Origin of the sequence: Alteromonas sp. RW2A1 (assembly GCF_001886475.1) — a bacterium.
GTDB classification, from domain to species: domain Bacteria; phylum Pseudomonadota; class Gammaproteobacteria; order Enterobacterales; family Alteromonadaceae; genus Alteromonas; species Alteromonas hispanica.
The window spans coordinates 37,501-64,144 of sequence record NZ_CP018031.1 but is presented as its reverse complement, the minus strand read 5'-3'; the positions used below and the strand labels follow the sequence as shown (position 1 = coordinate 64,144).

The 26,644-nt window shown below is 43.4% G+C and carries 22 protein-coding genes, 3 rRNA genes and 1 pseudogene (1 of these 26 cut by a window edge); 13 read left to right on the top strand and 13 right to left on the bottom strand.

What is annotated here, in order from left to right; translation table 11 throughout:
* Window positions 1-66: 66 nt before the first annotated feature.
* Window positions 67-552, top strand: a complete 486-nt coding sequence (coaD, locus tag BM528_RS00310; RefSeq protein ID WP_071978177.1) for a pantetheine-phosphate adenylyltransferase — start codon at window positions 67-69, stop codon at window positions 550-552.
* 74 nt (window positions 553-626) lie between these two features.
* Here coaD and mutM read toward each other — a convergent pair whose 3' ends face one another.
* The 4 genes from mutM to rpmB form a co-directional block, all read right to left on the bottom strand.
* Window positions 627-1,436, bottom strand: a complete 810-nt coding sequence (mutM, locus tag BM528_RS00305; RefSeq protein ID WP_071978176.1) for a bifunctional DNA-formamidopyrimidine glycosylase/DNA-(apurinic or apyrimidinic site) lyase — start codon at window positions 1,434-1,436, stop codon at window positions 627-629.
* On the bottom strand, window positions 1,437-1,901 hold the full coding sequence (locus BM528_RS00300) for a hypothetical protein (protein ID WP_071978175.1): 465 nt from the start codon (window positions 1,899-1,901) through the stop codon (window positions 1,437-1,439).
* A 254-nt stretch (window positions 1,902-2,155) separates the two neighbouring features.
* Entirely contained in the window at window positions 2,156-2,311 is a 156-nt protein-coding gene (rpmG, locus tag BM528_RS00295; protein WP_013786148.1) for a 50S ribosomal protein L33, read from the bottom strand.
* An 11-nt stretch (window positions 2,312-2,322) separates the two neighbouring features.
* A complete protein-coding gene (gene rpmB, locus BM528_RS00290) occupies window positions 2,323-2,559 on the bottom strand; it encodes a 50S ribosomal protein L28 (protein WP_032094753.1) in 237 nt (78 codons plus the stop codon).
* Between the two features lie 730 nt (window positions 2,560-3,289).
* On the opposite strand from rpmB, the pseudogene BM528_RS00285 reads away from it, so the two are divergent.
* Together BM528_RS00285 and BM528_RS00280 are read left to right on the top strand one after the other, a co-directional pair.
* Window positions 3,290-3,499: pseudogene (locus tag BM528_RS00285) on the top strand (glycerol-3-phosphate cytidylyltransferase); the annotation flags it as partial.
* Window positions 3,500-3,510: 11 nt separating this feature from the next.
* Window positions 3,511-4,269: a glycosyltransferase family 25 protein gene (locus BM528_RS00280; protein ID WP_071978174.1), complete on the top strand. Its 759-nt coding sequence runs from the start codon at window positions 3,511-3,513 to the stop codon at window positions 4,267-4,269.
* 13 nt (window positions 4,270-4,282) lie between these two features.
* On the opposite strand, the gene BM528_RS00275 is transcribed toward BM528_RS00280, so the two are convergent.
* From BM528_RS00275 to radC, 5 genes are all read right to left on the bottom strand, one after another.
* Complete coding sequence (locus BM528_RS00275) at window positions 4,283-6,385, bottom strand: YjbH domain-containing protein (RefSeq protein ID WP_071978173.1); 2,103 nt, start codon at window positions 6,383-6,385, stop codon at window positions 4,283-4,285.
* A complete protein-coding gene (locus BM528_RS00270; protein WP_232230532.1) occupies window positions 6,382-7,131 on the bottom strand; it encodes a capsule biosynthesis GfcC family protein in 750 nt (249 codons plus the stop codon). Before BM528_RS00270 ends, BM528_RS00275 begins: the two co-directional genes overlap by 4 nt.
* Window positions 7,128-7,820: a YjbF family lipoprotein gene (locus BM528_RS00265; RefSeq protein WP_071978172.1), complete on the bottom strand. Its 693-nt coding sequence runs from the start codon at window positions 7,818-7,820 to the stop codon at window positions 7,128-7,130. The genes BM528_RS00270 and BM528_RS00265 overlap by 4 nt, the downstream gene beginning before the upstream one ends.
* 97 nt (window positions 7,821-7,917) lie before the next feature.
* Window positions 7,918-8,277, bottom strand: coding sequence for a hypothetical protein (locus BM528_RS00260; RefSeq protein ID WP_071978171.1), 360 nt, complete (start codon window positions 8,275-8,277; stop codon window positions 7,918-7,920).
* 92 nt (window positions 8,278-8,369) lie between these two features.
* Complete coding sequence (gene radC / locus BM528_RS00255; protein ID WP_071978170.1) at window positions 8,370-9,047, bottom strand: RadC family protein; 678 nt, start codon at window positions 9,045-9,047, stop codon at window positions 8,370-8,372.
* A gap of 157 nt (window positions 9,048-9,204) precedes the next feature.
* Between radC and coaBC the strand changes: the two genes are divergently transcribed.
* The gene (coaBC, locus tag BM528_RS00250; protein ID WP_232230531.1) at window positions 9,205-10,497 is read left to right on the top strand and encodes a bifunctional phosphopantothenoylcysteine decarboxylase/phosphopantothenate--cysteine ligase CoaBC; all 1,293 of its coding nucleotides are present in this window, start codon (window positions 9,205-9,207) and stop codon (window positions 10,495-10,497) included.
* A gap of 227 nt (window positions 10,498-10,724) precedes the next feature.
* On the top strand, window positions 10,725-11,315 hold the full coding sequence (gene slmA, locus BM528_RS00240; RefSeq protein ID WP_071978168.1) for a nucleoid occlusion factor SlmA: 591 nt from the start codon (window positions 10,725-10,727) through the stop codon (window positions 11,313-11,315).
* A 300-nt stretch (window positions 11,316-11,615) separates the two neighbouring features.
* Here the strand turns inward: slmA and BM528_RS00235 are convergent, their stop codons facing one another.
* Window positions 11,616-13,268 carry a M28 family metallopeptidase gene (locus tag BM528_RS00235; protein ID WP_071978167.1) on the bottom strand — a complete coding sequence of 551 codons (1,653 nt, stop codon included), beginning with the start codon at window positions 13,266-13,268 and terminating at the stop codon, window positions 11,616-11,618.
* A 246-nt stretch (window positions 13,269-13,514) separates the two neighbouring features.
* Between BM528_RS00235 and BM528_RS00230 the strand changes: the two genes are divergently transcribed.
* From BM528_RS00230 to BM528_RS00195, 8 genes are all read left to right on the top strand, one after another.
* Entirely contained in the window at window positions 13,515-13,850 is a 336-nt protein-coding gene (locus tag BM528_RS00230; RefSeq protein WP_071978166.1) for a DUF1820 family protein, read from the top strand.
* 38 nt (window positions 13,851-13,888) lie between these two features.
* Window positions 13,889-15,646 carry a DUF885 domain-containing protein gene (locus BM528_RS00225; RefSeq protein ID WP_071978165.1) on the top strand — a complete coding sequence of 586 codons (1,758 nt, stop codon included), beginning with the start codon at window positions 13,889-13,891 and terminating at the stop codon, window positions 15,644-15,646.
* Window positions 15,643-16,155, top strand: coding sequence for a hypothetical protein (locus tag BM528_RS00220; RefSeq protein WP_071978164.1), 513 nt, complete (start codon window positions 15,643-15,645; stop codon window positions 16,153-16,155). Before BM528_RS00225 ends, BM528_RS00220 begins: the two co-directional genes overlap by 4 nt.
* Window positions 16,156-16,411: 256 nt before the next feature.
* Window positions 16,412-17,107 carry a translesion DNA synthesis-associated protein ImuA gene (imuA, locus tag BM528_RS00215; RefSeq protein WP_071978163.1) on the top strand — a complete coding sequence of 232 codons (696 nt, stop codon included), beginning with the start codon at window positions 16,412-16,414 and terminating at the stop codon, window positions 17,105-17,107.
* A gap of 2 nt (window positions 17,108-17,109) precedes the next feature.
* Window positions 17,110-18,531: a Y-family DNA polymerase gene (locus tag BM528_RS00210; RefSeq protein ID WP_071978162.1), complete on the top strand. Its 1,422-nt coding sequence runs from the start codon at window positions 17,110-17,112 to the stop codon at window positions 18,529-18,531.
* Between the two features lie 7 nt (window positions 18,532-18,538).
* Window positions 18,539-21,655 carry an error-prone DNA polymerase gene (locus BM528_RS00205; RefSeq protein ID WP_071981072.1) on the top strand — a complete coding sequence of 1,039 codons (3,117 nt, stop codon included), beginning with the start codon at window positions 18,539-18,541 and terminating at the stop codon, window positions 21,653-21,655.
* A 65-nt stretch (window positions 21,656-21,720) separates the two neighbouring features.
* On the top strand, window positions 21,721-22,545 hold the full coding sequence (locus BM528_RS00200) for a transporter substrate-binding domain-containing protein (protein ID WP_232230530.1): 825 nt from the start codon (window positions 21,721-21,723) through the stop codon (window positions 22,543-22,545).
* Window positions 22,546-22,725: 180 nt separating this feature from the next.
* On the top strand, window positions 22,726-23,265 hold the full coding sequence (locus tag BM528_RS00195) for an acyloxyacyl hydrolase (protein ID WP_071978161.1): 540 nt from the start codon (window positions 22,726-22,728) through the stop codon (window positions 23,263-23,265).
* Between the two features lie 92 nt (window positions 23,266-23,357).
* Here the strand turns inward: BM528_RS00195 and rrf (BM528_RS00190) are convergent.
* From rrf (BM528_RS00190) to BM528_RS00180, 3 genes are all read right to left on the bottom strand, one after another.
* Window positions 23,358-23,473, bottom strand: a 5S ribosomal RNA gene (rrf, locus tag BM528_RS00190).
* Between the two features lie 141 nt (window positions 23,474-23,614).
* A 5S ribosomal RNA gene (rrf, locus tag BM528_RS00185) occupies window positions 23,615-23,730 on the bottom strand.
* A gap of 215 nt (window positions 23,731-23,945) precedes the next feature.
* Window positions 23,946-26,644 (bottom strand): 23S ribosomal RNA (locus BM528_RS00180) (it continues 194 nt past the right edge of the window).

Here is a 26,644-nt window from a genome sequence, read left to right as displayed (position 1 = left end):
AGGCATTAACTGTGATACATTAGTGCCGTAAATCACTCTGACTACACAACTAAAAGATTTAACAATATGCATACACGAGCACTCTACCCGGGAACGTTTGATCCAATAACAAACGGCCATGCCGACTTAATCGAACGCGCTTCTAAATTGTTTTCTCACGTTATTATTGCCATTGCTTCTAACCCTAGTAAAAAGCCTCTTTTCACATTAGAAGAGCGGGTAGAGATGATTAAGCAAGTCACAGCAGATTTAGCGAATGTAGAAGTAGTTGGTTTTACAGGCTTGCTTGCAGACTTTGCCGATGAACAAAACGCCACCATACTTATTCGCGGGCTACGTGCGGTATCAGATTTCGAGTATGAATTTCAACTCGCCAATATGAATAGACGACTGAACCCGAAGCTAGAGAGTATTTTCCTCACCCCAGCCGAAGAAAACTCATTTATTTCTTCAACACTGGTAAAAGAAGTTGCGCTTCATAGAGGTGCCGTAGACGGATTTTGTCATCCCGTAGTAGAAGCCGCACTGCGAGAGCGATTGGGAAAGAAATAATCTTTAAAGCTTTGGCTTTTAGACTGTGACTTTTAACCTCATTAACAGGCTGATTTAAAGCTCAGCTTTATAAGTTAGCGCTGACAATGAAGACAGAAAAAAGTGTTTCGCTGCCCAATCACTTTGCTTTGGATCATGTTTCCACACACTTCACAGTTTTCACCTTTTTTACCATAAACGTTAAGGTGCTGAGCAAAGTAACCCGGGTTACCATCGGTCTGAGCAAAGTCTTTAAGTGTGGTTCCACCTTGCGTGATTGCCTTTGCAAGCACGAGCTTAATGTTTTCAGTTAAGCGCTTATATCGCTCAGCGCTAATTCGCCCTGCCTGTCTTCGAGGGTCGATACCGGCTAAAAACAAAGCCTCGTTGGCATAAATATTCCCCACACCTACCACTACGGCGTTATCCATAATAAAGCTTTTTACCGGGCTTTTTTTACCTCGCGACAATGCAAAGAGACGATTATCGTCAAACGCCTCAGTAAGCGGCTCTGGGCCTAAGTTATTAAAAAGCGTCAATGCTGCATTGGGGGCTTGGAATAACACTGCGCCAAAGCGCCTAGGGTCATTTAAACGTAAACATAGGCCTGTGTTTAATACAATATCGACATGATCGTGTTTTATCAGCGGAGTAGACGCGTCAATAACCCTTAGCTTGCCAGACATGCCCAGATGCAGTACCAAGCTGCCCACATCGGTTTCAATTAGCAGATACTTGGCTCTTCGTTTAACATCATTGATTTTATGCCCTACCACTAACGAGACGTCGTCAGGTATAGGCCATCGCATGCGCCGTTCTCGAACAATAATATTGTCGATTGTATTGTTGATGAGATGCGGTGATACACCTAAACGGCTAACTTCAACTTCCGGTAACTCAGGCATTTACTTTTTCCATGGCAGTAGTGTATCTAAACTAACATCTTGTAATGTATACCAGGCATTATCGACTTCGACGAGAGTAGATGAAGAGCGTGGATAAAAGCCGTAAACGCGGCCATTTTCTTCACCGGCCAGCCAAACAACAACAACTAGAGGCTCTTCTCCAGCTACCTCATTTGCCACCGACGGAGCACGTTGTAATATGCCATTCTGCCAACCTAGCAGTTGCACTTCTGGGCTTATTGACGGCGTGTGCTCAACGGTACGCTGAAGCCACTGCTGCCCCTGTCGTATTAGCTGGCTCCCATCATGCTCTATCTTTAACAGATAGGCGTTTTGCGGCAATAAACTGCGAAACTCGGACGCTTTCTTCTTAGGAAGAAAACTGTCTATATTAAACAAAGCAATCATGATCAACATGGCGACGATGACCACATTGTTCATTGCACGTTGTGAAAGTCTTGCCACTATATCGACCTGCTATCATAAAAGTGCTCATATCATAAAGGTTGAACGTTAGAGATACCAATTCAATCCCCTATCACTACTATAATTAAAAACTAAAAGGCGTGGATAGAACAAAGCAGACGATGTTCAAATAGATACTTAAATTTGTGTCTTCACAAAGATCGCTGGATGATCTGAGTATTTCAAAACGCAAAAAACCCGGCAAAGGCCGGGTTTTCGTGGAGACAAAAGCAAGTGCTCTTTCTAAAAGGGCTTTACTTGATTTTTGCCTCTTTGAACATAACGTGCTTACGCACAACAGGATCAAACTTTTTGATCTCCATTTTGCCTGGCATGTTACGTTTGTTCTTATCAGTGGTGTAGAAGAAACCTGTACCTGCTGAAGAAACTAGTTTAATTTTATCGCGCATTGTCGGCTTCCTTAGATTTTCTCACCACGGGCACGAACATCAGCTAATACTGAGTCGATACCTTTCTTATCGATGATACGCATGCCTTTAGCAGACAAACGTAGTTTAACAAAACGGCTTTCGCTCTCAACCCAAAAACGGTGTGTTTGAAGGTTTGGCAAAAAGCGACGACGGGTCGCATTTCTTGCGTGTGAACGGTTATTACCAACCGTTGGACGCTTACCTGTTACTTGACATACTCTTGACATTGTATTTGTCTCCAGAACAACGATAACTGTCGCGCCAGTCAATCCCACCGCTCAAACAGTCGTTGGGTCAAATGACGTATTACTATAAATTAGAGGGCGCATTTTATACAGCAAAGGCAGGATCATTTCAATAAGAAAGTAAAAAAAGGTCACTTTTTAGCTGTTTTTTCCACGATCTTGGTATATCTACTACTAATTACTGTACTTTAATTAATAACCGCAACCCACACCCGATTATTTTTGTGGTATCTTACGGTGAACAATAGGCTCATTAGAAAGCCACAAATAAAGTGGGCGCAAACATACCACGGGTGCTCAAGCGCGTCACTAAAATAAAAAGCAACTATGCGAAAAATAGGTCACGTATCACATGACAAAGTCCATCATTTTTGATGTTCAGCATCTTTATTACCTCCCTCAGTATTTTCCTGTCGCAAATGCACTCAAAGAATCGGGTGTAGAGGTAGAGTTTGTTTTACATCCAGAACCGGGCTACGACGAAGTAAAAACACAAAAGTTAGATGCTGATGGTCTTCAGTACCATTTTATTCCTGATGAATGCACCACACTGTCGTTTTATCAGACAAAAAGAGTAGATTGGATAATATTTGGCAACGTACCGCCTTTTTCAGCGGCAGATAAGTCTACACTTCATGCTAAATTGGCGCTTATGCAGCATGGAATTGGGCCTAAAGCCTGCTATTACAGTGTGTCTGAATATCCCTTCGATGTTCGCTTTGTTGATGACGTATTTATGGAAGAGTCGCTTGAGAAAAAGCGAGATTATATTCTTCAACATAAGGCAGACGTATTAGTGATGGGCAACGAGTGGGAAGGTAAATTTGATGAATTTAGTGATGTTTGTGAAGTAGTTTACCTTCCTAGAACGCCGTCAGTTTCTACTACTGAAATAATCGAAGTTATTAAAGAAAGTCAGTAGCGCGCGATATTATGACAAAAATCTATTTAATCAATCTTGAAAAAAGCACGCAGAGACTCTCCCAAAGTGCATCTCGACTCTCGGCACAAAATATCGAGTTCGAGAGACTAAATGCCATATTGGGAAAATCTCTTTTGGAAAAAGAGAAATTCGCGCATTACAGCAAAGGTCTAAATGAGAAACAGTATTACTATAACCTTTCAGATGCTCAAATTGGCTGCTACCTGAGCCACAGAAAAGCATGGGAACGCATTGCTTCGTCTAATGAGCCTTTCGGGATCGTGCTAGAAGACGACTTTGTACTAAATTCAGATTTGAAGCGTGCAATTGAAACCATTAAAGGGCTTGACGTGCCTTGGGATGTTATTAAGTTAGCAGCTTATAATAATCGTACTCGCCCTATTGCATTCTCATATGAAATCGACAATGAGTTTAAGCTAGTCATTCATAATAAGCCCATGAGTGGAGGCGCTGCCACAGCAATAACGAAAGAAGCCGCACAGCGTTTACTTGATACAACACAAACCTTTGGTCGTCCATGTGACACTGATATACAGTATTTTTGGGAACGGGGGGTTGAAGTAATGTCGCTGTTACCCTATCCAGTCTCACAAGATTTACATTATGAGAGTACGATAGGCGATGGAACAAACAAGCAACATCGCCGACCAATTAGAAGGCTTTGGTTACAGCTTTTGCAAAAAATTCAAAACCATTATTACGTGAAGCTTCAAATTACAAAATTTAAGCGACACGTAAAAAGTTACTGACTGCAAAGACGTCCTAATCGTAGAACGGAGACCTTATTTCAGTTTGATTAATTAAGCGAGCAGGACGCTGAAGCATCTGTCCACCATCTCTGGAGATTGGAACCCATGGGAAGAATCCACGCCCCTTAGACGGTTGGAGTAAGAATAAATCAGTGGGTATAGAGATATAAAAGCCTTTAGTGAAACTACCCTCACCATATTCTTCAGATGATACATTGGTAAAGGCCGCAAAAGCTCCGACAATAATGCCACTGTCAAACCGCTTCGCGTAATCAATGTTAACGCCTCTGTCTTTTGCCAAAAACTGCCCTGCACTCACCGTGATTTGCGTGTCATCTAGAAACTCTGGTTTCCAATAAACGCTGGCATGGCCGGTAATGGCTTCATAATCTTCCGTTGCTAACTGTCTAAACGGATCACGCTGTTTTACATAGTTAATATCGACACCGTAGGCTAGGTTACTATCGACAGGACGATACATTACCTCACCGCCCACGCCTGCAAACATAGTTTCTAAATAACCGGCGTAAACTTGGCCAAACACATTTTCTGCCAGTCTGTCTTTATAATGCAATATTGCAGTGTCTAACCAAATATTATTGTCAGACACGTACTCTCTTACCCGCGTTCTTACTCTTGGAAGAGATACTTCTTCGTTATCAACTAGGTAATTAAATTTATCAAAGTTATCTAATAATGTTACGCGAGCGCTGCCCCTTACTGAGAACTTCTCATCGAAGGCATAACCTCCCCCTAGTAAGAACCCTGTTTGGTACAAGAAAAAGTCTTCAGGGTTCCCAATAGACTGAGTGAAAAAGAAATCTGCGCTATAAAACATCCCTTTCGTGTTCTCTGGATCGTAAGCATCTAAGACTTCTTGTGACGGTTCCGTTCTTACATAAGTTTGCTTTATGTCAGCGTCGACAGATTCATATCGCGCGGCGGCAATAAATGCCTCCGCGTCTACTTGTGTATCTACCATTGGCTGGCCACCACGGTTGTCTACAATGTGGTATGTCTCTACTGAATCCGGTAACTCAGAAGCGGCAACACGGCCAATTCGCTCTATTGCTTCATCTTGGTCACGATAACTAACTTGTGTACCGTAGAATGTAGCCTTGTTTTCTTCTAACTCAGCATCCGACAGCACAAAACCAGCACTGCGAAACATATCGTTATACAAAGCTGACTTATTGACGTCTTCTATCTTTTTAGGGGGGCGCCTAGTCATTAAAGACCGAGGCTCTTCATCGAATTTCAACTGTGATACCGTGTTCATATTGAAGCGGTAAGTAACCCCAAAGCCAATTGTATTGCCTCGCTGATAGTTTAGACTTAAATCAAGGTCTTTATAGCGATAAACCGCACCAATATTCCAGCGTGAGTCTTGCTCTAATTCACCCGCTCTATCTCGAGAATAATCATTACCCTCAAATTCAAGTTTTAATGTGAGCGGCTCCCATGGGGTTTGGTATTCTACACCACCAAAAAATGACGCAGTGCCCTTGAAAAACTGGTCATAATCAACTTTGCCCCCTCGCCCCGAAAAGCCACCTGGACGTTCGCAAAAGCTCTCTCTTAGCTCACAAAAAGGGTTGGTGATATCATCAGCAGTTCCTAAATATCCCCAGCCTAAGCCCAAGTGGAAATCAAACGGTCCTACAGATTTGCTCGCATTGATATATTCACTTTCGAAAAAACCCGTGCCACCGAAGTCTCTAAATCCAACACTGATATCAGGGAGATAATAGCTCTCTTTCCAAAGTCTGAATTTTACATCTAAACCTTTGTCTTTGAGCGTTTGATCTCCGCTAAAAGACTCCACTTGACTATAGAACTGTGTACGTACGTCGGTGTAACGCGCGGTTGCTTCCATCCAATCATACAGCTGGATATTTACAGACCAGAAGCGATATTCGCCATTATCAGTATAATTAATTGCCATACCGCCTTGCTCTCGCATGCGAGCAGTAGGCGTTTGAATAAGCCCGTTACCCCCTTGCACCATTTGCGAAGGCGTTACTTTTATTTGCGTGTCTGCATGAGAAACAGACGATAATACACTGCCCACAACCAGCGCTAATGTTGTTTTTTTTGAAGGAAAATACGCACTCATTGAGGAAGGATCCTATTTACTGCTAAAGCGGCAACGCGCTCATTAAGAAGACTAATTTCGTTGCTGAATAACTCAGATGAGATAGGTACATAAACCTGACTGCCCGGCATTAACTGAGAAAAGTCTAAATTCCAGAGCGCCACGCCCTTACGCTCTATCTCTCCTGAGGGAAGAATAACGTAAACATGGCTTTTATCAGCATCTCTGAGTTTAGCTACGTTATGAGATGCCGTATAAACCGAGGTGTCACTTTGATGTTGATATGCACCGGGTTTAGCGACAGCGCCAGAAAAATGAATAACATTAGGCCGTCCATCGAGTCTTATCCAGTATTTGCCAGGCTGAAACATTGGATTTTCTTCATAAAAAAGTCGCGCTCTATTATAAGATATTGGCATTTTTAAACGGGTAGAAACCGTCCATGCCGCCACCTGTTGATAAAGGCTGCTTAGCGCTTTATGTGTATCGCTATTAGAATCAAAATTACTGAGTAACTCCCTAATATTAGATAACACAACTTCTTTATCGTGTTCCGCAGAATCGTTAGATAAGTCGAATGCTGCAGCGGTAGGCCAATACCACTGACCGCTGTCTGCAACAATAGATAATGCGCTTGACAGTCTTATGGCTCTATCAAATTGATATGTCTGCTTATTTATCATAACAGTAACGAGGTCGCGCTGAGCTGCCGCGATATCGGTAAAAAGAAAAGCTGCTATTAGCAGAGTATGAATTAGCGTTCTCACTGTCCTCGCACTCCTTGCTTATTCATTTCGCGCACTATGCGGCTCAAATACACCATTTCGTATGTATCACCAGTAGGACTGAACTTTTGCGTTGACGCGAAAAGCTCTTTTGTTGTTTTATGTAGGTAATAAACATTTTCCCATGATAACCCTGTGTCAATAAAGGGTGTGTAGTCAGGGAAAGAAACGGTTTCCACAACTTTTATTAAGGGGACTGAATACTCGAGATAGTTACGAGTTACCTCGCCCTCTATTTGCCACGCCGAGTTTACAGCAACACCGAAACCTATATCCGACACATCAATTTTCCGCTTCCAGTTATATGCTAGAACATCGGCACCACCAAGCGGGTTATGTTGAAGGTTACTGGTATAAAAAATATCGTTATCCAAGCCTTCTGTTTTTACAATAACACCGTGATGCATAGTAAAAATAACTTTATCTGCCGACACCCAGCGATAACGATCGCCGTCAATATAGGCTAGCGCCAGAGAGGCTGTATCACGATCACCTGCTTTTATCTGCATTAAATCGGCCTTACTAGCTGTGATTTCTTCGACCGTGTAACTGACTGTGCGATCTTTTAGGGCAAGCTTAAGGGTGTTGTAATAGGCTAGTGTTGTAGTTGAACAACCAGAGATCGCAAGGATAAGAATTCCAACGATCGCAAAAGAAAAGTATGGTTTCATGTAAATGCGCCGACGAGAGGAAAATTAGGGTAGAAAAGTTTCTTGCTACTAATAAAAAAGCCGCTAATTAAAGCGGCTTTCAAAAAATCTGTTGTATTTACTGTACTGTCGGAGCGTAAGTAAATGTCACAGGAACAGTAACTGTAGTAGTTGCTGTAGTTGTGCCAGAAGTAGTTACCGTTACAGTGTTAGTTGTGCCCACGCATACGCCATCTACCAAAGGATCGTCACCTTCACAAGTAGGAGTTGCTGGATCCGGATCAACTACCGTAGGAGCGTCTGCAGAGTTGTTGTTTGAAACAGCAACAAGAACACCAAGACCAACAGCAGCCGATGCAACAACGCCACCGGTGACAACACCCGCACCGCCTGCGCCTGAACCACCTTCTACTTCTTGCGCGCTAACGCCAGCTACCATAGTAGCAGCTGCAAATAATGCAATAATCGACTTTTTCATAACAGTCCTTTAATAAAAATACCCACTAATATCCTATGCTAAATCATTTTTGACGCTTTGACTAGAATATAATCAAAAAATGACCTAGGTTGCTATGATAACAACCCTCTTTGAGCAAAAGAAATAGTTTCTTTGTCTCCCACGACAAAATGATCTAGCACAGGCACATCGATCGTGCTCATTGCGGCTTTGATCTCGCTGGTTAAACGAATGTCTGCATGGCTAGGCTCTGCCACGCCAGAAGGATGATTGTGAACCAAAATAACCGCCGCCGCATTATCTCTCATCACTTGCTTAATTAATTCCCGTGGATAAACAGCCGCACTATTTATCGTGCCTGTAAACATAACTCTGAATGCAATAAGCTGATGCTGACTATTGAGCATTAACAGCGCAAACTTTTCTTGCTCGCAATCTCTTAGCTTAGCTTGCAAATATCGCTTGGTATCCTCTACATTGTTGAAAGCATCTTGACGAGTAAGCTGTATTTCTAAATTGCGACGAAAAATTTCAAAGGCTGCATGAAACTGCGCATAACGGCAGCGGCCAATACCTTTTAGCGACGTAAAGCGCTCCTCTGATGCAGTAACAACCTCTCTTAGTGTACCGAGTTCGTTAAGCATATCATGCGCAAGTTCAACGGCAGATTTTCCTCTTGTTCCCTTCCCAAATAATATTGCTATTAACTCAGCATCACTGAGACTATGAGCGCCAAAAGAGAGTAATTTTTCTCTTGGCCTTTCACTGGATGGCCATGCTTTTATTGTCATTATATTGCTCTGTTTATTCTGTAGCCATGTTATAGCGGAAAACCACTACCTCAACGACTGTATTCTAGGCGGGTTTGCTTAAAGCGGGTAAACCAGCGATTAACCGATATCAACTTTTGTTTACCTATCCCAGATTTTAGCTTCGTGATAGTTTAATATGCTGTTTAACAATCATTTGCTATCTGTGCTTCTTATGACTCTATCCCTTGCAAATAAAAATGTTTTACTTGGCGTAACTGGCGGTATCGCAGCCTATAAGTCACCAGATCTTGTGCGCAAACTCACTGCATTGGGCGCTAATGTGCGCGTTGTATTAACAAGTTCTGCGGCAGAATTTGTTAGCCCGCTATCTTTGCAGGCGGTGTCTGGGAATACGGTACATCAACATTTACTCGACCCTGCTGCAGAAGCAGCTATGGGCCATATTGAGCTTGCAAAATGGGCAGACGTACTTTTAATCGCTCCCGCCACAGCGAATACGCTAGCGAAATTAGCCTACGGTATGGCCGATGACTTATTAACTACAGTTTATCTTGCTACTACGGCCAAGGTATTTATTGCACCAGCTATGAACCAGCAAATGTGGAAGGCGCCAGCGACCTTGGCTAACGTAAACATATTGACCAACTACGGTGTTGAATTTATCGGCCCAGCAAGCGGCGAACAAGCTTGTGGTGATTTAGGGGCGGGTAGAATGGTTGAGCCTATAGATATTGCACATAGAGTATGTGAAGCCCTATATGACATCCATACAATAAATAACAAACAATCTTCAGTACCTATCAATTGCGGCGAGGTACTGACAGGAAAACACGTGTTAATTACTGCAGGTCCCACCCAAGAACCTCTCGACCCTGTTCGCTATATATCAAACCATAGCTCAGGAAAAATGGGGTTTGCTGTAGCTGAAGCGGCAGTTAATGCAGGCGCTGAAGTTACCCTTGTAGCAGGCCCAGTTTCTCTTGCTACGCCCAAAGGCTGTAAACGTATAGACGTAGTCACAGCAGATGAAATGTTGACCGCCTGTACGCAAAGTGCACCTAAAGCGGATATTTTTATAAGTACCGCAGCAGTAGCCGATTATAAAGCGGTAAATGTGGCTGATAATAAAATCAAAAAATCAGATGATGAGTTAACGCTTACTTTTATAAAAAACCCTGATATTCTAGCTACAATTTCACAAAGAAAAGACAGACCATTCTGTGTAGGCTTTGCAGCTGAAAGCCAAAATGTAGAAAACTACGCTCGTTCGAAGTTAGCAAAGAAAAATCTTGATATGATTGCGGCTAACAACATTACTGCAGATGGTCTAGGCTTTAATAGTGATAAAAATGCACTTCACGTGATATGGAACGGGGGTGATAAAAAGTTACCGGCCACCAGCAAGCGTGAGTTAGCGCATCAACTGATTTCGCTGATAGCAACACGTTTTAGTAGTACTCTTCAGTAATGATACTGCTTAGTGTTAATTAGGCTAAGAGATAAGAGCGATGCAGATAAATCAACACGCAGTTTGCTTCGCTTTTGGCCAGTCATGAACTGGCTTACATAACGCGTTAGCTTTAGCAGTGCGTTAGTTTTAATAATAAGAATATAAAAACAATAACTTTTGGCAATAGCCAACTTAACAAGGAACCCGAGTGTAACTTACTCGGTTGCGGAGGAAGTCATTTCGTCATGCCTGCAGTCAAAAAAACCAATCGCAGAGCGCAGATTCTGCAAGCACTTGCTGGAATGTTGGAAACTAATCCAGGACAGCGCATAACAACAGCAAAGTTAGCCGAAAAAGTAGGGGTTTCCGAAGCCGCACTTTATCGTCACTTTCCAAGTAAAGCCCGCATGTTTGAGGGGTTAATAGAATTCATCGAAGAAACCTTATTCACTCGCATAAATAAAATAGTGAATGAAGAAAAAGATTCTTTAACTCGCTGCCAGATGATTTTGCACCTTATTTTAGGGTTTGCAGAAAAAAATCCCGGTATTACGCGTATTCTTAACGGCGATGCGTTAATGGGTGAGCAAGAGCGCTTGCGTGCACGTATAGCAAAACTATACGAGCGCCTAGAGACTCAACTTAAACAAGTGCTAAGAGAACGAAAGCTGAGAGAAGGCAAAACCCTTTCCGCCGATGAAGCCATTATTGCTAACATGCTCATTTGTTATACTGATGGACGCATAAACTTGTTTATCAGAAGCGGATTTACACGTAAACCTACCGAGCAGTTTAACGAGCAGTGGGCAGCATTCAAGCAAATGTTTGTTTCATAAAAAATAGACATCTGGATTAGACAAAACATGCACCATTGCCTAATAGCACTTACTCATTACTCTTAATATCGAGTAGGGTGAGGCTTGCGCCTCATCCCTCTCACAGAACCGTACGTACGGGCCTCGTATACGGCTCCTGCATACTTCATATCACTTGCTAAGTACAGCGCCCTTGCCATTCGGATTATCTTCCCCTCAGTCAGGGTGATTCAGGTTTCTTTCAACCTGACGGGTTTGCCAGCTTCGCTGGGCAAACAAAAAACGGCGCATGACGCGCCGCTTTATTAATGTTACTGTACCTTACTTACCAAACGTATCGCCAAAGAAGTCACCTTCATTCCACTGAGGCTTAGCTTCTTGATTGGCTAACGTCCAACCTATTTGAGCATTCACCTTGGTAAAGGTTTCAGCTGCTTTCCAATTAAATGGCTGGTTAATGTCATCGCTAGGCTTGTGATAGTGAGTCGACAAAAACTGCCCAAACACTTTGCTGCCATCTACGCTTGGATCTTTTGATTTAAGACCTGGTACCATGAAAACAGCAGGAACGCCCTGTTTTACAAATGCATAATGGTCTGAACGAGTAAATAAAGCCTGTTCTGGCCATGGATCAGGGCTTAACTCAATATCAGCGTTGGCCGCTGCTCTTTCTACAGACTTCTGTAAATCACTATGGTTAGCACCAAATGCAATTACATCTGCAAACTCATAGGTTAAAATAGGCATATCAAGGTTTACGTTAGCCACCATAGACGTTACCGGAACTGTTGGATTGCGAGCAAAATAATCAGCTCCCAGTAGACCCTTTTCTTCGCCCGTAACAGATACAAACAAAATTGAGCGCTTGGGCTTTTCTTCCATTTCACTGAACAGTCGCGCTGTTTCTAGCATTACAGATGTGCCCGAAGCATTATCCATAGCACCGTTATTAATGTTGTCTTTCTTAACTGTTTTCGCAAAACCAATATGGTCAGAGTGAGCAGAAAACACTACGTACTCGTTTTTCAACTCAGGATCTGAACCTTCGAGCATACCGACAACATTAGGACTTGTGATGGTGTCATGCGTGCTTGTTTTGCTGATATCTACTACACCTTCTAACGCGAACCCCTTAGGAACTTTATCCGCTTCAAGATCAGCATATATCTCATCTAAGCTGCGCTCAGCGCCTTCAAATAACGTTCTAGCTGCGCCTTCGCTCATGTAGGCGCCGCCTTTAAGCTGAGGAAAGCTGTTAGCAGGTTCATTGTTATCATTCAGCCATGCCATACGCGGTGTATGGATGTAACTTAAACGGCTTTGATACGGACGAACCTTTTCGTTTTTAGGTGTAGTAATGGTAATCATGCCAATGGCGCCATTATCTACGGCATACTTTTGCTTTTGATAACCTGAAGCAAAGTGTGCCCCTTCTTCAGATGGAAAGTCGCTGGGTTTACCAGCTAACGTAACCACTATTTTGCCGTCTACATCTAAGCCTTCATAATCGTTGTGCGATAGTTCGTCGGCAATAATGCCATACCCCACAAATACAATTTCACCCTCTAGTTTTGCCTCTTCGCTCAATAAGCTAGGACCAGCGAGATATTGTTTGGGATAAGCAAAATCTACGGTATTACCGTTTTTCGTTAACGTAAACTGAGGAGATTCTTGAACTAAGTTTGCCTTGCGAAAAGAGACATTTTGGATGAATCCATCGGTACCCGCTGGCGTTAAGCCATACTTTGCAAATTCTGTTGCAATATAAAGCGCAGCAATATCGTGTCCACGAGAGCCGGTATCGCGGCCCTCCAACAAGTCATCGGCTAAGAAAAAGAGATGAGATTTGATGCGCTGAGTATCAGGGCTAAATACATTTTCTGTCGCTGCATGCTTTGCAGACGAATGGCCATGTGCACCCACAGCAAAAGTCATTGCTGTCATTACACTGCCTAGGAGTAGTTTTTTTATCATTTTGTTCCACCGTGTTTTGTTTACACCAAGCTTTTATTCAAGTGTAACGCTGTAAGCAATATGTTAACGCAGTTTATAGCGGGAATGCTATGCGACGTATTTCGTTTAACACAGGTTTTCTGCCATTGCTCGCATATGAGAGTCGTTATAAAATTTAAAAATAAATAAGTGGTCAAATACTCGAATATTGCGCCTCATAAACAAGGCGTAATGATAAGTATGGTTTTTAAATGACAAGAGCAGCACATGGCTAACGAAGAGTTGTTATACCGCATTCAATTTATTAGTAACGGCGAACGTTACGAGCTTTACGTAAAAACCCTTATGCAAGGCAGTTTATTCGGCTTTGTTGAAATTGGTGATTTTGTTTGGGATACGCATACCAGTGTTGTGCTTGATCCTAGCCACGAGAAATTAAAATCTGAATTTTCAGGAGTAACAAAAACTTATATTCCGATGCACAATGTACTTCGCATTGACGCCGTAAATAAAAAAGGTTCGGCCAAAATTACTCAATTGGAAAATAAATCTGATAAAGTAACTGTCTTTCCTAGCCCAATTTATACACCAACTAAAGAGTAACGCGCCGGGGTTTCCGGTTAAGGTTACCGGAGACCCTTATGTATCGCTTTTTAATAGCCGCGACACTTGTTATTTTCAGCTTAGGTATTTCGGCAAAAACATACGATGACAAAAGCCTGTATGCCTTACTTGATGATATCTGGCAGTACGAACTGTCGGTATCTCCACTCCTTGCCTCTCGTCAGGGTAATACTGAGCTTGCTCATGCCCTTCCAGATATATCCATCAAAGGACTTGAAGAGCAAAACAAGCATTGGCTGGATTATCAAAGCGAGTTAGCTAATTACAATGAGAACAACCTAACTCAAGAAGCCTATATTGCTTTACTGATGCAGCAATATCGTTTGGCTAATTATATCGACCAATACAAGTATCGCGATTACCTTGTTCCTATAAATTCAGAGTACGGATTCCATAGTGCAATGGCCTCTCTGCCTAACTTATCGACTTTTAAGCGAGTAACAGATTACAAGGCATACATTAGTCGCTTACAAGGGTTAAAGCCTTATTTCGAACAGCAAATTGCTTATATGGAACAAGCGCTGTCAGAGGGCTACACTCAACCACGCGTTGTACTTGAGGGTTTTGAAAACTCTATCTCGACATACTTAGTTGATGATGTAAAAGACAGTGGCTTCTACTCTCCGTTCATGCAGTTCCCCGATTACTTTAGTGACACTGAGAAAGCATCTTTAGAAAAACAAGGACAGCAGGCAGTACGTCAGTTTGTACTGCCCGCTTATCAGGCATTTTATGACTTTATGGTTAACGAATACATTCCAGGGTCACGTACTACTATAGCCGCGGAAAAATGGCCTAACGGGGTTGAGTACTATGCCAACCGAGCGAAACACTACACAACAACCGATATGACACCTCAAGAAATCCATGAGCTTGGTTTGTCTGAGGTAGCGAGAATTCGCGCCCAGATGCAGCAGATTGTTGATGATTTGGAGTTTGACGGCTCAATAAACGCATTCATCACATTTTTACGTGAAGATCCGCAGTTTTACGCCACCAGCGCAGAAGAGTTATTAAAAGAAGCCTCGTTCATTGCAAAGAAAATGGACGCTAAACTGCCGTCTTTATTTGAGTATCTGCCTAGAACACCTTATGGCGTGGCACCGGTTCCAGATGCTATCGCTCCTAAATACACCACCGGCAGATACATTCATCCTAGCAGAGATGATGAGCCTGGCTATTATTGGGTAAATACTTATGCGCTTGATAAGCGTCCACTATATGCGTTACCTGCATTAACGCTGCACGAAGCCGTACCTGGTCATCACTTACAAATTTCGTTGGCAGCAGAGCTTGAAAACCTTCCTATGGTACGCCGTAACACATACATTTCTGCATTTGGTGAAGGCTGGGGCTTATATTCTGAGTTTCTGGGTATAGAAGCAGGTATTTACGAAGACCCTTACGATAACTTTGGTCGCTTGAGCTATGAAATGTGGAGAGCCTGTCGCTTAGTTGTCGACACAGGTATGCACACCATGGGGTGGAGTCGTCAGAAAGGGGTAGATTACATGATGGAAAATACTGCTTTGTCAGAGCACAACGTTAACACCGAAATAGACCGCTATATTTCCTGGCCAGCCCAAGCTTTGTCTTACAAAATAGGCGAGATAAAGATAAAAGCCTTAAGACAAAAAGCAGAGTCTGCATTGGGCGAGCACTTCGACGTACGAAAATTCCATCGTGCTGTTTTAGAGAACGGCTCTGTACCTCTTTTCATTTTGGAACAGAATATTGATGCGTTTATTGAGGAACAAAAGGCGAAGGAAATATGATTATTGCTTTTAGTATTATTGGCTTACTTCTGCTGCTTTTGATTTTCTTTGTGCTTCGCACACAGAACTTGCAAAAAGAACTAACGCTTTCTCGTCATTCTAATAAGCAAAGTAATAGCAAGGCCAACTACGCTTATCGAAACTTAGTTTTAGTAACCGAGGCTTTAGAAAAAAACCTTACGCAGCGGTTGCAGTCTCTATATAAAAGTCGGCTTATTACGCAAGAACAGCACAATAGCTTATTGCCCTTAATGACATGTTTTGCCAGCATTGTAATGAACTGCTGTGAAAAAGGTGACACGCTAGAAGAATCGCTCAAGAAAGTGTTAACCGACGAAGATCCATCGCTTGAGGGAATACAGTTGGTAGTAAAAGAGTTACCAAGTAACCTAAGAATGCTGTGGTCGAAAAATACGGCGGATAGCTTTATTGCTTTTTGTCAGGCTGTTACAACAACAAAAAGCGGCGACGCTTCAGAGAACAGTGTTCCAGCTCAGAAAGCATCGTAACTGCCTCAACACTGTAATTTGCTATTCTTATTCATTGAAAGCTGCTGTTTAGGCAGCTTTTTTGTTTTTTATTCTGCTTTGCCTTTTGTTTTGCCCTTTTGCTTATCACACCTAATTCAAAAAGAAATTTAATACATTCTCTTTTCAAAATAATCAGTATGTTAGCGTGAAGTTATGCGCAGAAGCGTCGGTTTATCTTGAAAAGACAATACCTCTCTCTATAATACTGTACATATATACAGTTTTTGTTGGTGTTATGAATAAGTCAGTATCTGCATTAGAAAACCATCCCCACATATGGAGGGCAAGAGAGCAAAGCCAATGTGAAGAACGTTTTTCACTTGGCTATGATCAACTCGATCAGGCACTCAATGGCGGCGTATCGCCATCTGGCGTTGTACGCATACGCACGCTTACAGGTATTGGCGAACTGTCACTGTTTAAACAAGTATTAAGTCAGCACCGCAGCCACAAGATGATTGTTTTTATCAATCCGCCTGGCAGAGTCCAAACTCCGTGGTTGGAAGCATTTGGAATAAATGCTGAGCAAGTATTAATTGTTAAGCCGCATACCGAAAAAGAGTCGCTATGGGCTACAGAACAATGCTTAAAAAGTACGGCTTGTCATTGTGTTGTGGTATGGAATAACGCGGTAACGGCAAAAGAAGCCCGACGTCTGCAAGTAGCCGCAACACATAATGATGCACTCTGCTTACTGTTTACTGCGCCGAATAAAAATAGCAACGACGTAACGCAGACTCTGCCCATTTCCTTAGATTTATGCCTTCATTACCGCGAGCACGCCCTTGAAATTAATGTGTTAAAACAGCGGCAAGGCTGGCCAAAAAATAACATTGTTATACATAACAAGTGGACGGTGGATAACCGTGCAATCAAATGGGCTTTAGAACATAACAAAGTGAAGCGTCACGTTCTGCACTCTGTGAGCTAGCTATGTTGTGGGCATATCTTTATTTTTATCAAATTACTCTAGATACGCACCAAGAGAGCGGTCTTAGCCCTGTTGATAGCGCTCACCTAGAAATACCTTCCTCACCTGTAATTGTTTATTGCGAAAAAACGAATCATGTTGTTCAACGCAATCATGCCGCTTTACAACAAGGTATTGAAATAGGTCACGGGCTAGCTCAGGCAGCAGCTTTGTGCCCGCACGTATGTATCATTCCTTTCAATGTAGACAACGAGCACCTCACACTGACGCAGTTAGCACACCGCTTGTACCCTTTAGCGTCAGACATTGTGTTAGATACTCATAATACGCTTGCTGTTCGCCTTGATAACTTGGTGCATTATTATGGTGGACACAAAGCACTGTGGAACACTCTAACCCATGAACTTTCGCAGTCAAATGTGCATTACCATTTCGCTACGGCCTGGTCTATTGAGGCAGCTAAAGTACTTGCTTTAAAGGGCATTGATAGATATTACGATAATCACGATGATATAAGGCAATCGCTATCGCACTGCCCGCTGTCTTTAACGGCGTTAAATAAAAAAACAAAAGAAGCGCTCACCCGAGTAGGTATTCACCGCGTTCATCAGTTACTTGCTATGCCTGTGCATGAGTTAGGCAGGCGATTTGATAACAATACCATCACTTATCTCACCGCCTTACGCGGAGAAGTATTTCCCCGAGTAAAACTCTTTCGTCCTGCGGAACATTTTGAGCACTTTGCCTTACTACCCTTCGATGTTGAGAACACTCAACACCTTATTCCCTTTATGGAAAAGCTGCTGGAGTATCTTGCACACTATTTACGCGCTAGAAATTTACAAACATCTACGCTTAGTTTTCATATAGCTTTTAGAGATCAGCCGTCGAATCACCTCGAAATAAAGTCTGCACTACCACAGAGTACTAGCGACAGCTGGCTTTCCTTACTTAAACTTCGTATTGAAAACCTAGTTTTACCCGAACCCGCGGTATCACTGACACTGCGTTGCGATAACTTTGAAGCCATTGACGATAACAATGGGGACTTCTTTAGTAACCGCTTTAATGATGTGGCACAAAAACAACTTATTGGGCGTTTAAATGCAAAGCTCGGTGAAAAGTGCACGTTTAAACCAAGTATTTCAAACACGCATCAATTTGAATATATGTCTAACGGGCCTCGTTTAACAAAAGAGACGGTATTTTCATCAGACATTGTTCCTACTTTTCTTTTCGAGGCACCTAAACCACTTACTCAGTCTACGCAGGTTTGTTTTGGCCCTGTAAGGCTTCACAGTGAATGGTGGCACGATGCGCCGCATAAACGCGATTACTTTATCGCACAAACCCGGCAAGGCGTACGCATGCTTATCTTTAAAGATGAAGCAAGCAAGTGGTGGGCACAAGGCTTATTTAGCTAATACACCTATGAACTACAGCGAACTTTTTTGTCAAAGTCACTACAGCTTTCTCACTGGGGCCTCTTCTCCTGCAGAGCTAGTAACGACTGCTTCATTCTTAGGATATCAAGCCATTGCTATTACTGATGAGTGCTCGGTGGCAGGTGTGGTACGCGCATTTGATGAAATAAATCATCAGCGCTTACCTATTAAACTAATTATCGGAAGCTACTTTGTATTCGACGATTCACTTTCTTTTGTCTTGCTATGCCCAAATAAAGAAGCTTACAGCGAGTTATGTCGAATAATTACCAATGCACGTAGGCGTTCCGAAAAAGGTGAATATCAGCTGGCAGAGTGGGACTTGCGAACGATAAAGCACTGTCAGTTTATTTGGCTTCCTTCAGGGAAAAAAGAATACGACGACCGCTGGGCAATATGGCTGGCTAAACAGTCGGCGATTAATGTGTATATTGGTGCTCAGCGACTTCTTGATGGTAGTGATCACCACAGATTTGAAAATTACAACTACCTGCAAACTACCTACGAACTCCCAGTTATAGCCTGTACTGGTGTACTCATGCACCACAGTGAGTGCTTACCATCACAGCACGTTTTACATGCAACACGAGTGCATACTCGCATTGATGATATAGGCCGCGCTGCATTAAGTAATGCCGAGCGAAGCTTGCGGACAACACAAAAAATTAAAAAGCTGTATCCAGAAAAGTGGATCCTTAATACTAATAACTTAGCGTCGCAATGTAGTTTTTGCCTCAGTGAGTTGTGTTATCAATATCCAGCAGAACTTGTACCTTCCGGTTACACGCCAACATCGTACCTACGAGTGTGTGTTGAAAAAGGCATTAAACGACGCTTTCCCGATGGTTTACCTCCTGAAATAAGCGCCATCATAGAAAAAGAGCTGGTATTAATTAAAGAGCAAGAGTATGAATACTTTTTCTTAACTATCTACGATATTGTTCAGTTTGCTAAGCAACAGGGTATCTTATATCAAGGTCGAGGCTCTGCTGCTAACTCTGTCGTGTGTTATTGCCTTGAAATTACCGCCGTAGACCCACGCCAAATTAACGTTTTGTTCGAGCGATTTATCTCTAAAGAACGTAACGAACCGCCTGACATTGACGTGGACTTTGAACATCAACGACGAGAAGAAATCATTCAATACATCTTTCGTAAGTACGGTAGAGAACGTACCGCGATTGCCGCAACTGTTATTTGTTATCGCTTTAAGTCGGCATTTAAAGATGTCGGCAAAGCGTTGGGATTTAGTGAGTCACAGCTCGACTTCGTTATTAAACAAATAAATCGTCGTGACCGAGTTATTCCATGGAAATCGCAACTCAGCGGTCTCGGTCTAGACCCAAGCAACAAACGGGTTAGCCTTCTTATAAATTTAACTGAACAACTACTAGGTACACCTAGGCACCTATCACAACACGTGGGAGGCTTTGTTATTAGCGCCGGCCCTCTCTATGAACTTGTTCCCGTTGAAAATGCGGCTATGCCAGAGCGAACAATTATTCAATGGGACAAGGACGATATAGAAGCCCTTGGCTTGCTTAAAGTAGATGTACTCGCGCTGGGAATGCTCAGCGCGATACGACGCACATTTGAACTCATTAATAAGCAATTCCCTGTGGAAGTGAGTATTCCTTTTATTACTAAATTAGGCGACGACAAACAGGTTTTTGATATGATTTGCCAAGCCGATACGGTAGGCGTATTTCAAATCGAGTCTCGTGCTCAAATGTCGATGCTACCGCGACTAAAGCCACGTAAGTATTACGATCTTGTTGTGCAAATAGCCATTGTCAGGCCAGGTCCCATTCAAGGCGATATGGTGCACCCTTACCTCATTAGGCGCCATGGCAACGAAGTTGTTAGTTACCCATCAAAGGACGTTGAGAAAGTATTATCGCGAACCATGGGCGTTCCTATTTTTCAGGAGCAGGTTATTCAGCTTGCTATGGTAGCCGCTGGGTTTAGCGGTGGAGAAGCAGACCAATTGCGAAGAGCGATGGCAAGCTGGAAAAAAGATGGTCGTATTTTTGAGTTCAGAGATAAATTAATCAAAGGTATGACGGATAAAGGCTACGATAGCGGCTTTGCACATAACCTTTTTGAGCAGATTAAAGGCTTTGCTGGTTATGGGTTTCCAGAATCTCACTCAGCTTCATTTGCTGTGCTTGCGTATGTTTCTTGTTGGTTAAAGTTTTATTTCCCAGTAGAGTTCTATACTGCACTTCTCAATAGTTGGCCAATGGGGTTTTACACTCCATCTCAGTTAGTACAAGACGCAAAACGCCACGGTATTACCGTTTACCCTCCTTGTATTAATAACTCTGCTGTAGAGCATCTTATGGTAGTAGAAAACGGCCAAAAGCAGTTACAACTTGGCCTCATACTCGTTAAAGGATTAAGTAAAGAAAGCGCAGAAATCGTAGTGCAGCAGCGGCCTAAAAAGGGGTTTTCCACGGTAAACCAAGTTCGGCAGTTAAACTTACGCAGTAATGAGCTTGAGGCGCTAGCAAGCGCTGATGCGTTTCGTTTGATATCTGGCAATAGATACGAAACTCGTTGGCAAATGATGGACAGCCAAGGTAGCCTGCCACTTTTTGATGGCGACACTTGTTATCAAGAAATTGATAGCGTTTATGATAACAGCAAAGTTGAAAAACCGCTGCTGGGTCATGCTCCCTCAGAAGCGCAGAACCTACTTGAAGACTATGCCTCAACGGGATTATCGGTTAGCAGACACCCTATATCCTTACTGAGGCAGGCGAAAGATCTTAGCCGTATCAGTTGGGCTAACGCTCTTGCAGGCAAACACAACAGATCGGTAGTAAGTATTCTTGGTGCCGTTACTGGAAGACAAGCGCCTGGCACAGCTTCAGGTGTTACCTTTCTTACCCTTGAAGATGACACTGGCAATATAAACGTAGTAGTGTGGCAAGCAACAGCCAGAGCTCAGCAACAGGTGTTTTTAAAAGCGAAGCTTCTACAAGTTAACGGTATTGTTGAGCATTCTAAAGAGGGCGTTATACATGTTATTGCCGGTAAGCTTATTGATAGAACACCTTGGCTGGAAACAATCGCTATTCCATCTCGAGATTTTCATTAAGATGGGTTATTTTAGTTATAGATATGCTGACGTGCCATACAAGTATTTTCATTCTGGAGTGTTAAATGAAGCAACGGATAGCAGCAAGCCTTTTTATCATATGCGGTTTATTATGCTCATCTTACGCACTAGCCGAGCGCTTTATTGTTGGAGCACAAAACTTAACTTATTTTCCTCATTATGATTTTGAGTCTGATGTTGATAAAGGCGTTGGCTGGGCAATTTTAGAAGCTTTTTCTGAAGCATCAGACCATGAATTTATTTATGTAAGCTTGCCCATAAGACGGCTTCAGATGGAACTAGCCAAAGGCAATATCGATTTTGTCTACCCAGACAACCCAAGGTGGTATAACAGTATAACCAACACCGACGATAAAACTTTTTCGTTGCCGTTAACTTATACCGTAACAGGCACTATGGTAAAAAAAGGCAAGGCCGGTAAAGGGATAGATTCTATTAAGCAACTTGCCATGCCCCTTGGGTTTACTCCAGTTAACTGGCAGCAGAGAATTAATAACGGTGATACGCAACTAACCGCTGTTCAGGATATTCCACAAGGGTTAGCTTTGCTGCAACAAGAAAGAGTTGATGCGCTAGATTTAGAATACAACGTGGCTCGCCACTCTATTAGTCGCCTGTCTCGATATGATGACATCACTTTAGATCTCACACTTCCACATAATGAAGTTCCTTTTTCTCTATCCACTCTTAATAACAAGAAAGTCATTGATGAATTAAATACTTTTATTGCAACTAACCCAACGCTGATTGCGAGCATTATTGAAAAGTACGAAATCGCTTACCTCTCCGAGCTATATCCTATTTTGATGCGTGAGCAAGGCTTAGCGCCTGATGAGGTATGGTTAAAAGAGGCTCCTGCCAACAATTAGCTCTTTAAAACCTACACTCAAAAACTTCACGTTACCACGTGTAAAAACTGCATATTGATCAGTAAATTACACTTCACTGCATATTTAGACTCCAACTCGAAAAGACCTAAACCTCTGATTTTATGAGGGTTTAATTTTGGAAGCTATCTTGCTTACACTTCTTATAATTAAGGAGTTCCTATGAAACGTCATTCACCGTTATTCTATTTTTCGCTTTTCTCTACTCTACTATTAAACGCTGCGCCACTTTGTGCAAAACAAACAGTTAGTGCTGACTACATGCATGGCTTCGACGGCATTGACGGTGTTAGATTTGCTTATCGCCCTATCACTCAAGATATCGCCACATCATGGTTTGGCGACATCAAATTATATTGGGAAGCCAGTGCTGTAGTGTGGGAGTACGGTGAGACCAATACAAGAAGCACCAGCTATGCAGTATCTATTACCCCAGTTTTCATGAAACAAATAACGGACATTGCTGATAAGTATCCTCTTTACCTAGAAGCAGGCATTGGCGCTAGCTATATTGGGGATCAGGAAGTCGCTGGTAAAGATATTGGGTCAAATTACCAATTTGAAGACAGGCTAGGGCTTCTCATGGAACTAGATGAAAGCCAAGATGTTGCAATCAGATACATGCACTTTTCAAATGGCGGGTTAAACAGTGACAATCCAGGTCTGGACTTTCTTAACCTCTCTTACGCATACCATTTTTAGCTAACTGGGGGCAGAGTTCTGACTCTGACCCCATTATTTTGTTTCTTCCAGAAGCAAAAAAACCGCCGTTAGGCGGTTTTCTTTTAATGGGGACCTGGCAGTGTCCTACTCTCACATGGGGAAACCCCACACTACCATCGGCGCTAATACGTTTCACTTCTGAGTTCGGAATGGAGTCAGGTGGTACCGTATCGCTATGGCTGCCAGGAAAAACTGGTTTGCAGTAGCGTTTACTGCGTAAAGCTGGTTACTATCAACTTTACTAAATTCTGTAAGCCGTATACATAAAAATGTAGCGGCTTCTATATAAAGCAAAAAACCCGCCGTTAGGCGGGTTCTTCTTAATAGGACCTGGCAGTGTCCTACTCTCACATGGGGAAACCCCACACTACCATCGGCGCTAATACGTTTCACTTCTGAGTTCGGAATGGAGTCAGGTGGTACCGTATCGCTATGGCTGCCAGGAAAAACTGGTAACAATTTGGGAAAGATAATATTAATTCAATCAGTGAGTAACTACTTTTTACTCTATTTGTCGTGCAAAATCATGATTGCTTTTTATCATGACTTTTGCGCAAGGAGGACCAACAGTACATATTGTTGTTTGTCACATCCTATCGATTTACTTATCATTTGCTTACAACGCCAACTTCTCTTCGAAGCCTTTTAGGCGTTGTTGTATGGTTAAGCCTCTCGGGCAATTAGTACAGGTTAGCTTAACGCCTTACAACGCTTCCACACCCTGCCTATCAACGTCATCGTCTATAACAACCCTTCCAGACCTTAAAGGTCAGGGATGACTCATCTCTGGGCCGGCTTCCCGCTTAGATGCTTTCAGCGGTTATCCGTTCCGAACGTAGCTACCGGGCAATGCCATTGGCATGACAACCCGAACACCAGCGGTTCGTCCACTCCGGTCCTCTCGTACTAGGAGCAGCTCCCATCAATCATCCAACGCCCACACCAGATAGGGACCGAACTGTCTCACGACGTTCTAAACCCAGCTCGCGTACCACTTTAAATGGCGAACAGCCATACCCTTGGGACCGACTTCAGCCCCAGGATGTGATGAGCCGACATCGAGGTGCCAAACACCGCCGTCGATATGAACTCTTGGGCGGTATCAGCCTGTTATCCCCGGAGTACCTTTTATCCGTTGAGCGATGGCCCTTCCATACAGAACCACCGGATCACTATGACCTACTTTCGTACCTGCTCGACGTGTCTGTCTCGCAGTTAAGCTAGCTTATGCCATTGCACTAACCTCACGATGTCCGACCGTGATTAGCTAACCTTCGTGCTCCTCCGTTACTATTTGGGAGGAGACCGCCCCAGTCAAACTACCCACCAGACACTGTCCACAATCCCGATAAGGGACCAATGTTAGAACATCAAACATACAAGGGTGGTATTTCAAGGACGGCTCCACACAATCTAGCGACTGTGCTTCGAAGCCTCCCACCTATCCTACACATGTAGGTTCAATGTTCAGTGCCAAGCTGTAGTAAAGGTTCACGGGGTCTTTCCGTCTAGGTGCGGGTACACAGCATCTTCACTGCGATTTCAATTTCACTGAGTCTCGGGTGGAGACAGCGTGGCCATGGTTACACCATTCGTGCAGGTCGGAACTTACCCGACAAGGAATTTCGCTACCTTAGGACCGTTATAGTTACGGCCGCCGTTTACCGGGGCTTCGATCAAGAGCTTCGCTTACGCTAACCCCATCAATTAACCTTCCGGCACCGGGCAGGTGTCACACCCTATACGTCCTCTTACGAGTTTGCAGAGTGCTGTGTTTTTAATAAACAGTCCCAGCCACCTGGTCACTGCGGCCTCCATTTGCTTACCACGCGAAGTGTTCACAAACAGAGGCGTACCTTCTCCCGAAGTTACGGTACAATTTTGCCGAGTTCCTTCACCCGAGTTCTCTCAAGCGCCTTAGTATTCTCTACCTGACCACCTGTGTCGGTTTGGGGTACGGTTCATATAATCATAAGTTTAGAAGCTTTTCCTGGAAGCAGGGCATCAACAACTTCACTCCCTTGGGAGCTCGTCTCGCGTCTCAGCTTTAAGAACCCGGATTTACCTAAGTTCTCGGCCTACTCGCTTTCACTTGGACAACCAACGCCAAGCTTGCCTAGCCTTCTCCGTCCCTCCATCACTGATTATATAAGTACGGAAATATTAATCCGTTTCCCATCGACTACGCATTTCTGCCTCGCCTTAGGGGCCGACTTACCCTGCCCTGATTAGCATGGGACAGGAAACCTTGGTCTTCCGGCGTGGGAGTTTTTCACTCCCATTATCGTTACTCATGTCAGCATTCGCACTTGTGATATGTCCAGCAAGCTTTACAACTCACCTTCATCCACTTACACAACGCTCCCCTACCCAGCACAGTAAACTGTGCTGCCGCAGCTTCGGTATATTGCTTAGCCCCGTTACATCTTCCGCGCAGGCCGACTCGACTAGTGAGCTATTACGCTTTCTTTAAAGGGTGGCTGCTTCTAAGCCAACCTCCTAGCTGTCTATGCCTTCCCACATCGTTTCCCACTTAGCAATATTTTGGGACCTTAGCTGGCGGTCTGGGTTGTTTCCCTCTCCACGACGGACGTTAGCACCCGCCGTGTGTCTCCCGGATAGTTCTCATTGGTATTCGGAGTTTGCAAAGGGTTGGTAAGTCGGGATGACCCCCTAGCCTTAACAGTGCTCTACCCCCAATGGAATTCGTCCGAGGCTCTACCTAAATAGATTTCGGGGAGAACCAGCTATCTCCCGGTTTGATTGGCCTTTCACCCCCAGCCACAAGTCATCCGCTGACTTTTCAACGTCAGTCGGTTCGGTCCTCCAGTTGATGTTACTCAACCTTCAACCTGCCCATGGCTAGATCACCGGGTTTCGGGTCTATACCTAGCAACTCAACGCGCAGTTAACACTCGCTTTCGCTACGGCTCCGCTATTCGCTTAACCTTGCTACTAAATATAAGTCGCTGACCCATTATACAAAAGGTACGCAGTCACCCCATCACTAAGCACCCTGCTTGGGGCTCCCACTGCTTGTACGTATACGGTTTCAGGTTCTATTTCACTCCCCTCACAGGGGTTCTTTTCGCCTTTCCCTCACGGTACTGGTTCACTATCGGTCAGTTAGGAGTATTTAGCCTTGGAGGATGGTCCCCCCATATTCAGTCAAGATAACACGTGTCCCGACCTACTCGATTTCACTGTAAAGCACGCTACGTGTACGGGGCTATCACCCTGTATCGCTCCTCTTCCCAAAGGATTCCACTACACACTAAACAGCTTAAGGGCTGCTCCCCGTTCGCTCGCCGCTACTAGGGGAATCTCAATTGATTTCTTTTCCTAAGGGTACTTAGAT

Coding starts and splice junctions, on each gene's coding strand:
- coaD (WP_071978177.1), top strand. CDS start 67: ATGCATACACGAGCACTCTACCCGGGAACGTTTGATCCAATAACAAAC.
- BM528_RS00225 (WP_071978165.1), top strand. CDS start 13,889: ATGTATCGCTTTTTAATAGCCGCGACACTTGTTATTTTCAGCTTAGGT.
- BM528_RS00260 (WP_071978171.1), bottom strand. CDS start 8,277: ATGAAAAAGTCGATTATTGCATTATTTGCAGCTGCTACTATGGTAGCT.
- BM528_RS00195 (WP_071978161.1), top strand. CDS start 22,726: ATGAAACGTCATTCACCGTTATTCTATTTTTCGCTTTTCTCTACTCTA.
- radC (WP_071978170.1), bottom strand. CDS start 9,047: ATGACAATAAAAGCATGGCCATCCAGTGAAAGGCCAAGAGAAAAATTA.
- BM528_RS00220 (WP_071978164.1), top strand. CDS start 15,643: ATGATTATTGCTTTTAGTATTATTGGCTTACTTCTGCTGCTTTTGATT.
- BM528_RS00280 (WP_071978174.1), top strand. CDS start 3,511: ATGACAAAAATCTATTTAATCAATCTTGAAAAAAGCACGCAGAGACTC.
- rpmG (WP_013786148.1), bottom strand. CDS start 2,311: ATGCGCGATAAAATTAAACTAGTTTCTTCAGCAGGTACAGGTTTCTTC.
- BM528_RS00205 (WP_071981072.1), top strand. CDS start 18,539: ATGAACTACAGCGAACTTTTTTGTCAAAGTCACTACAGCTTTCTCACT.
- rpmB (WP_032094753.1), bottom strand. CDS start 2,559: ATGTCAAGAGTATGTCAAGTAACAGGTAAGCGTCCAACGGTTGGTAAT.
- BM528_RS00230 (WP_071978166.1), top strand. CDS start 13,515: ATGGCTAACGAAGAGTTGTTATACCGCATTCAATTTATTAGTAACGGC.
- BM528_RS00200 (WP_232230530.1), top strand. CDS start 21,721: ATGAAGCAACGGATAGCAGCAAGCCTTTTTATCATATGCGGTTTATTA.
- coaBC (WP_232230531.1), top strand. CDS start 9,205: ATGCTGTTTAACAATCATTTGCTATCTGTGCTTCTTATGACTCTATCC.
- mutM (WP_071978176.1), bottom strand. CDS start 1,436: ATGCCTGAGTTACCGGAAGTTGAAGTTAGCCGTTTAGGTGTATCACCG.
- BM528_RS00275 (WP_071978173.1), bottom strand. CDS start 6,385: ATGAGTGCGTATTTTCCTTCAAAAAAAACAACATTAGCGCTGGTTGTG.
- BM528_RS00265 (WP_071978172.1), bottom strand. CDS start 7,820: ATGAAACCATACTTTTCTTTTGCGATCGTTGGAATTCTTATCCTTGCG.
- BM528_RS00210 (WP_071978162.1), top strand. CDS start 17,110: ATGTTGTGGGCATATCTTTATTTTTATCAAATTACTCTAGATACGCAC.
- BM528_RS00235 (WP_071978167.1), bottom strand. CDS start 13,268: ATGATAAAAAAACTACTCCTAGGCAGTGTAATGACAGCAATGACTTTT.
- slmA (WP_071978168.1), top strand. CDS start 10,725: ATGCCTGCAGTCAAAAAAACCAATCGCAGAGCGCAGATTCTGCAAGCA.
- imuA (WP_071978163.1), top strand. CDS start 16,412: ATGAATAAGTCAGTATCTGCATTAGAAAACCATCCCCACATATGGAGG.